This window comes from Enterococcus songbeiensis, assembly GCF_005405265.1.
Classification (GTDB): Bacteria; Bacillota; Bacilli; order Lactobacillales; family Enterococcaceae; genus Enterococcus_C; species Enterococcus_C songbeiensis.
Genome location: NZ_BJDS01000033.1, coordinates 1 through 7,352, shown reverse-complemented (window position 1 = coordinate 7,352; position 7,352 = coordinate 1). Strand labels below are relative to the sequence as shown.

Annotated in this window: 9 protein-coding genes; 3 read left to right on the top strand and 6 right to left on the bottom strand. The window is 37.7% G+C overall.

Annotation, left to right across the window (positions count from 1 at the left end; translation table 11 throughout):
* Positions 1–433: 433 nt before the first annotated feature.
* The 6 genes from FFM66_RS11180 to FFM66_RS11155 all read right to left on the bottom strand — a co-directional run bounded on the left by FFM66_RS11180 (position 434) and on the right by FFM66_RS11155 (position 5,116).
* Complete coding sequence (locus FFM66_RS11180) at positions 434–1,093, bottom strand: CatA-like O-acetyltransferase (protein ID WP_137605952.1); 660 nt, start codon at positions 1,091–1,093, stop codon at positions 434–436.
* 77 nt (positions 1,094–1,170) lie between these two features.
* Positions 1,171–2,757, bottom strand: a complete 1,587-nt coding sequence (locus FFM66_RS11175; RefSeq protein ID WP_137605951.1) for an ABC transporter — start codon at positions 2,755–2,757, stop codon at positions 1,171–1,173.
* Positions 2,750–3,508, bottom strand: a complete 759-nt coding sequence (locus tag FFM66_RS11170) for an ABC transporter ATP-binding protein (RefSeq protein ID WP_137605950.1) — start codon at positions 3,506–3,508, stop codon at positions 2,750–2,752. The genes FFM66_RS11175 and FFM66_RS11170 overlap by 8 nt, the downstream gene beginning before the upstream one ends.
* A gap of 123 nt (positions 3,509–3,631) precedes the next feature.
* A complete protein-coding gene (locus FFM66_RS11165; RefSeq protein WP_137605953.1) occupies positions 3,632–4,162 on the bottom strand; it encodes an acyl-CoA thioesterase in 531 nt (176 codons plus the stop codon).
* Positions 4,163–4,306: 144 nt separating this feature from the next.
* Positions 4,307–4,867: a ferritin-like domain-containing protein gene (locus FFM66_RS11160; RefSeq protein ID WP_137605949.1), complete on the bottom strand. Its 561-nt coding sequence runs from the start codon at positions 4,865–4,867 to the stop codon at positions 4,307–4,309.
* A gap of 18 nt (positions 4,868–4,885) precedes the next feature.
* Positions 4,886–5,116: a heavy-metal-associated domain-containing protein gene (locus tag FFM66_RS11155; protein ID WP_048603596.1), complete on the bottom strand. Its 231-nt coding sequence runs from the start codon at positions 5,114–5,116 to the stop codon at positions 4,886–4,888.
* 165 nt (positions 5,117–5,281) lie between these two features.
* Here FFM66_RS11155 and FFM66_RS11150 point away from each other — a divergent pair, with 165 nt between their 5' ends.
* The 3 genes from FFM66_RS11150 (at position 5,282) to FFM66_RS11140 (ending at position 7,226) form a co-directional block, all read left to right on the top strand.
* Positions 5,282–5,605: a heavy metal-binding domain-containing protein gene (locus tag FFM66_RS11150; RefSeq protein ID WP_137605948.1), complete on the top strand. Its 324-nt coding sequence runs from the start codon at positions 5,282–5,284 to the stop codon at positions 5,603–5,605.
* Positions 5,606–5,769: 164 nt separating this feature from the next.
* Positions 5,770–6,663: an SDR family oxidoreductase gene (locus FFM66_RS11145; protein WP_048603598.1), complete on the top strand. Its 894-nt coding sequence runs from the start codon at positions 5,770–5,772 to the stop codon at positions 6,661–6,663.
* Between the two features lie 47 nt (positions 6,664–6,710).
* Positions 6,711–7,226: a hypothetical protein gene (locus FFM66_RS11140; RefSeq protein WP_048603599.1), complete on the top strand. Its 516-nt coding sequence runs from the start codon at positions 6,711–6,713 to the stop codon at positions 7,224–7,226.
* The last annotated feature ends 126 nt before the right edge of the window (positions 7,227–7,352 follow it).

The following is a 7,352-nucleotide window of genomic DNA, read 5'->3' as shown; positions in this document are numbered from 1 at the left end:
GGAACCAAATGCTTTTTGTTATAAAAAAATATTTAGTGTCCTTACTCGATTTGAGTAACAACACTAAATATTATAGAGCCTAAAAAAAGACCTGACTAAAGTCAGATCAAAAATAACTATTTAAAAAAGGGGGTGGAAGAAATAGTCACTGAAATTCTGGGGAGATTCCTCTCTATTTCTTCCATATCTGCAAAGCGGATTACTGTGCGGCCCCTTCTACAAAAATAGTATAACATAAATTTTATTATATAGTGATTGCTTTCACAATATTTTTTTATTTTTAGAATTGATTTTTTATAATTATGTTTGTACTTATTACTAAACAAGTGTAGCTGGACCTATCGTTCTGCAAGGTGCTCCTATTCATTTTCAAAAAAGTAAACCTCAATTTTACTAATTGAGGTTTACTTTTTATTTGCTTATCGGATTCATTTTAGTCAATCCACTGCTCTGCATGATCAATCAATCGTTCCACTTCTTCTAAAAACAAATGAACATGATAACCATCACAAACTGCGTGATGGACTTGAACTGAAAGAGGCAAGAATTTTTGTCCGTTTTTTTCAGTAATTTTTCCACCGGTAATGATTGGCAGTAAATGCGGTTGATTATTATTGCCAATATTTAGATTGAAACCACTAAAAGAAAACCATGGCAACAGGGATAAGGACAAGCTATTTTGAGGCGGTTGCCCTTGAGGAAACATTTTCGTATTTTTTTTATGCTTCTTTCTATTTTCCAAGTAAGCCGAATAGCAGGAATCAAAAGTTTCCAGTTGATTTTCAGTCAACCAGTTACCCTGAAAAAGGTCTCCTTCTTCAGCCATTGTTGTATAAATCGGAACTAATTTATCCCAGCAGACCAGCGTTTCACCTTCAATAAAATCCATCCGAAATTGTTCGAACTTATTGGCGGCTTTTGTCAAAAGAAAGATAACAGCTGGATAAAATTTTAGCTTCCTTTTAGTTAATTCTTCCATTAAGTGAGTGATATTGACTTCAACTGTAACACTATAAGTCGTTGCTTGGTGCAAAAAGTGATTAAAATAATCTTCTCTTGTCCAAGTTTTTCGATCAATTAAGTGATAATTCATTATTTTTCCTCCTAGTAATCTGTCATTTACAATCGTTAGGAGGAATAATCATCCGACTTTTTCATTTTTTTCATTCCTTACTTTTTATCTACTCGCACCCAAAATGTCCGCTGATAATAGTTGACCCATCCAAAGCTTAACAGGAGAACAACAAGTAAAACAGGAACATTCAACAGCCAAAAATCAATCGTGTAGGCGGCTAGTCCGTATAATAATAATAAAATACTGCTTATAATTATGGAACCAATCATCATTGCAACCATTCCTAAATTTCCTGAACCACGTGTAAATAATTGATTGATATTCGTCCAACTTAACAACATTAACCGATAATCTCGAGCAAAATAACGCAAGGACAAGAGATAACTCCCTAATAAAGCTCCCAGAACCAAACTCAGGATGAAAAGTAGTGGCAAATGAAAGAGAAAACCACCCAATAATGCAATCACACTAGTAATACTCATCTGCAACAAACAACCAAAACGAAATTTTTCCTTTAAATAGTTTTTCATAGAAATCGGCAAAGATCGGATAACTAAAAAATTGCTTTGGTCAAGGGAGATCATATTACTAATGAAGGAGGTTTGATTGACAGTCAAAAAGGCCAATGCGACTCCTGCTAAAAAGACAACTCCGATCAATCGGCCATCCAAATCACTTAAATTAATTCCGCCACCTAGAGCAAAAGCAACAATAAAAATAACCGGCGTCATCAATGACGTTGAGATCACCTGCATGATGAGATTTGGATCACGAACTAATTGGGAATTATAATTGAACAACAATTGCCGTAAATTTTGATTGGCTTTATGTTTTCGTTTAGAACCAACATTTGAGTTTGACGCTGTCAATTGATCATATAACTTTGGTAAAACCAATTGTTTGATAATCAATCCAAATCCTGCAGCTAACCCAATGGTTCCCAACCAACTCAATAAACCAGAGGAAGAAAAGGGTTGTTTCACTGCATAAAACAAAGGCAATAAAAAAGGAATCGCCCCACGATCAGCCGTACCTGATCCAATGGTAGAAGTTTGATTATTCATGACTAAAATACCGATGACCGCAATCCCCATTGAACCACCCAGTAACAAGCTGGTGACTAACTTTTTGTGTTTCTGAAAAAAAGCAGTCCGCGCCAAACCAAAAACAATCAAACTACAGATACTAAAAATAATCATCAAAAAAAGACTAAACAATAAAATCGAAGCAATCACAACAACCGGCAGAAAAATTCCTGCTTTCCACCCCGTCAGTAAGAACAAAACCATTAATGGTAGAACGAAGGGAATAATCGTTAGTGCTACGACCAAGATTTTTGCCAGAAAAATTTGGCTTTTCATGAAAGGTAATGGTAGAAAAGATTCCAAATCATTCCCTTCAAAGAAAACATTGTAGATCACCGATATTCCTTGAGATAATGCTAGCAGACCAAACAACGCCACGTAGTAGGTAAAAAATCCCGGCATTCGGCTAAAATCAATCAAAAACATCGTAAAACCATAAATCATCAAAAAGAGAATCCCTGATAATACATATTGATTCAAAATCGAACGCGTAAGACGTGAGCCAGTTTTCCCGCTTTTTCGTGCTTTATCTGTTGCTTGGGGATTAACGTAACGAAGATTGACTCGTGTCAGTTCAGCTAATTGGCGTTTACTCATTCTGTTCACGCTCCAATTCTGCAGCCCGTTCTCCTTGTCTACCTGCCATTTTCAAATAGATGGTTTCCAGTGTCTCATTTGGAGATTGTTGCAATAATTCAGTGACCGAACCATTGTAAATCAACTCTCCTTTTTTCAAAATAGCAATTTCATCACATAATTGTTGCGCAGTGTCTAACACATGGGTTGAAAAAATAACTGTTTTTCCTTTTGCTGCGTGGGTTTTCATCATTTCCTTTAAATCAAAAGCTGCTTGCGGATCAAGTCCTTGCAAGGGTTCATCTAAAACCCAAATTTCCGGATCCGGCAGTAATGTACCGATCAACACTGTTTTTTGTCGCATTCCATGAGAGAAGCTGGCAATAGTTTCTTCTTGATGGCTCTGCATATCAAACAAGCTCGTTAGTTCAGCCAAACGTGTCGTCTTTTTCTCTGCCTCTAATTCATATGCTGCCGCAATCAAATCCCAATACTCTCCTGCAGTTAGTTGCAAAAAAATATCTGGTGAATCCGGAACATAACCGATTTTCTGTTTGATTGCCATTCGGTTTTCTTCTAAATCCATTCCATCAACGGTGATTTTTCCCGATGATGGTTGAATAATACTCACTAGACTCTTGATCGTCGTCGATTTTCCTGCGCCATTGTGTCCTAAAAATCCAAAAATTTCTCCCTGTTTAATTGTGAGTGTCAGTTCCTTCAACGCCTGCGTATTTCCATAATTCTTATTCACGCCAACAAATTCAATCATTCCCTACACCTTTCCAAAAAAGTTTTATTATCCTCTATTGTACCTCTTTTAAATAACAAGGTAAATAAATATTAAAAGAATCTGAAAGCAGTCTAAACTCAAACTATCCTTCAGATTCTTTTCTTACTTATCTCCCCATGGCAGATCTGTTGTTAGCAAGGATGCAAATTCTTTGTATTCATCCCGTTCCTGCAATCGATGTAACCGTCGTTTTTCGTATCCTGCACAAACCATCTTTTCTTCCTCAGTCTCTGGTTCCACCTTTGGCACGACAAAATCAATTTCTTCATTCATATGAGAAGGAACTGCCACAAAAGTTGTGAAACAGGTTGCTGCTAAGTAGCGCTCCCCTGTAGTTAGATTTTCACCGATTACTTTGACGAAAACCTCCATCGATTTATGGTGGGTCCCTGATACATAGGATTCGACACAGACTGAGTGATTCTCATGTAACGGTTTTAAAAAATTCAAATTATCTAGAGAGGCGGTTACTGCACCTCTTCGGCAATGACGTGTCACAGAAATTGAAGCTGTATCGTCAATTAAAGTCATCAGTTTTCCACCAAATAAAAAACCGAAAGGATTCAAATCAAAGGGGAAAATCCGATGGGTCTGAATTGCCCGTGATGTACGGCAGTAATAAAAATCTTCCAAATATTCTCGCTCCATTCATTGGTAGTGATGGCTAGAGTATAGCATAAGAAAAGAAAATAGACAGATTGAAAACAAGATTTATTTGCATTGCACCACAAAAAAAGACGAGGAATTCTCGTCTTTTTTGTAAAAATAATTATCTAATTAATCTTCGTCATCCTCATCGTCTTCTTCTACCAAACCGTCCCAAGCAGTTTTTCCCAACAATGCTTGTACCGTCCGAATCACATGATTATTGTACCCGCGCAATTCCACAAAAAAGGCAGATAATGCTGGGCGATTTTCCTTTTGAGCCAATAAAATTGCACGGTCAACAAAAAGATTTGCAGTAGTGATATCATGCGCTGTTTCATCCAATAACTCTGCTGCATCATAATATTTTACGCGAGGATCTTCATTCATTTTTGCGTATTGGGTATATTCTGCGACGGTTGAAGGTGGCAATTCATTTTCATCCAATAAAATAGCGCCTAGACGATCCAACCATGTCCGATTTTCTGCAATCAAGTTTTCATAGAATTCTTGTAACGCGATGGCTTGTGGTCCTTTCACATACCATAATGCTTGATGCAACTTAACATCAAAGTACCAAAAATTTGCAACGATATGTCCGCTCATGGCTCCGGCTGTTGGTTTGTGATGATCAATATCAGCTTGTTTGACTTCTGCTTGATAGTTTGTTTCGATTACATCTTTTTCTGTCATATTATTTTCCTCCAATTTTTATAACTCAGCGACTTTCACTTTTTGAACTTCATAGCCTAATTTATTGACGACATCACTTAATTGTTCTGGGGAAGTTTGAGTATCGTCAAAATTTGCTTTCACTTTGCTGGCATTAAACAAGACTTTTACATTGCTGACACCGGGTTGATTGTTCATTGCATGTTCAATTTTTGTTAAACAAGAGGGGCAAGTCAGCGCATCTAATTGTAAAGTGATTTTTTTACTCATGGAAATTTCCTTCTTTCTCTTTTCTATGTACCTAGTATAGGTCTTAGTCGAAAGAAAAAAATTGACAGCTATCAAGTTTTTTATTTTTCCCAAAATAATTTACGATGGAAACGATTTTATAATCTCAGCGACTCGTGTATAATTGAAAAAAAGGAGCGTGACAAAATGATTATCACAACAACTAATCAAGTCGAACAGCACACGATCACCAAGTACCAAGGAATCGTTTTTGGTGAGGTGATCACCGGAATCAATGTATTCAAAGACATTGGTGCTAGTGTACGTAATGTATTTGGTGGCCGTTCTCGAAGCTATGAAGATGAACTGACGACAGCCAGAGAAGAAGCCATTGCCGAAATGGTTCAGCGGGCAAAAAGGTTTGATGCAGATGCCATTGTTGGCATGAAAATGGATTATGAAGTATTAGGTTCAGATAATGGCATGCTGATGGTCACCTGTAGTGGTACCGCAGTCACCCTTGATCGTTAAATACCATTTAGAATAAATCCAGTGACTCAGAAAAATCATTCTGGGTCTTTTTTATTCATAATAAATTATTTTATTATTTAAAAATGACTATAAAATGCGTTTTCCTTTTCCTTTCTAGTGCTTTTCGTTAAGATTAATTTATCAAGTGAAAAGGAGCGCTAAAAATGACTGAACCGATTTTAAAAGATCCTCGAGAATTGTATCATCCAGAAAAATTTAAAAAGCAGGATCAGAATACCCCAGCGTTACAAACGGAGATGTCTCCCAATCCTGATTGTGGAGAAGAAAGTTATGTCGGCCATCATAAATTGGAAAATCGACGTGTCTTAATTACTGGTGGTGACTCTGGAATTGGTCGGGCAGCAGCGATTGCCTACGCTCGTGAAGGAGCAGACATTGCCCTGCAGTTTTTTCCGGGTGAAGAAAAAGATGCCCGTGAAGTGGCTAAATACATTAAAGAAGCCAATCGCAAAGTGATTTTACTTCCTTATGATTTACGCGATGAAGAAGCACCTGCAAAGATGGTAGAACAAACAGTCAAAGAATTAGGCGGTTTGGATACATTGGTTCTAAATGCGGCGCAACAAATTTCACAACCAGGGATTGGTAAAATCCCACTCCAACAAGTAAAAGATACTTTCATGGTCAATATTATTTCGATGTTCTCCCTTGTACAGGCTGCGGAACCACATTTGCCTGCCGGCGGTGCGATCATCACAACGACTTCTGTTCAGGCATTCAACCCTAGCAGTCATTTGACGGATTATGCAGCAACAAAAGCGGCAATCGCAAATTTCACTGTGAATCTCGCAAGACAATTTGCTGAAAAAGGCATCCGTGTCAACGGCGTTGCTCCGGGACCAATCTGGACACCATTGCAACTCGATCAAGGACAACCCCAAGATGCAATTCCAGAATTTGGGCAAAATAGCTTACTGGGACGAGCAGGACAACCGGCAGAACTTGCACCGATTTATGTTTTTTTAGCATCAAATGATGCGAGCTTTGTGACTGCACAAATTTATGGCATTACCGGTGGCGAAGCGATTAATTTATAATTGCTTCTTCCACCATTCTGTATAAAAAATTTGAGAGGAGTACTAACATGAGTAAAATTATTCAAGGAAATTTCCCAAATTTAGAAGCTGCTGAGGTTGTAGCTGAAAAATTAATTGCTAGCGGTTACCCCAAGGAGTCAATCAGTCTGATCGTTGATAAACAATTTCTTCCGGAAATCCAAAAGAAAACAGCTTTGCGCGTAGAAACAAGCTTTACCGTTGAGGCTGATGATGCAGAAGACTCACTATGGGAAAGAATCAAAGATTTCTTCGACGGCGATCAGGATACCTTCAAAGAAAAAATCAAAGATTATCAAATAGAATTAGCAAAAGGCAATATTTTGGTGGCTTACGATGAAGAATTGGTAGATAATGCTCCAACAACGATTCCTACAATCGATGAGCAGGATTTAAAAGAAACTCATGCCGAAGAAACAGCTGATTTGGTAAATAAAGAAGTGAAAAACACGGAAATCCCTCCAACAAATATTCCGGAAAGAGAAACCAAAATTGTTCCGGATTTAACAAAATCAAAAGGACCTGACCATCAGATTCATGAGTGAGGATTTTGATAAAAAAACAAGCGGTCCCTTCAAAGGATCGCTTGTTTCATTTATTATGTCTTTAGACCCAGTTGAGCTCGCAAAGCGTGCGAAACAAAAAACCACCTGCTATGCGGGTGGATAGCC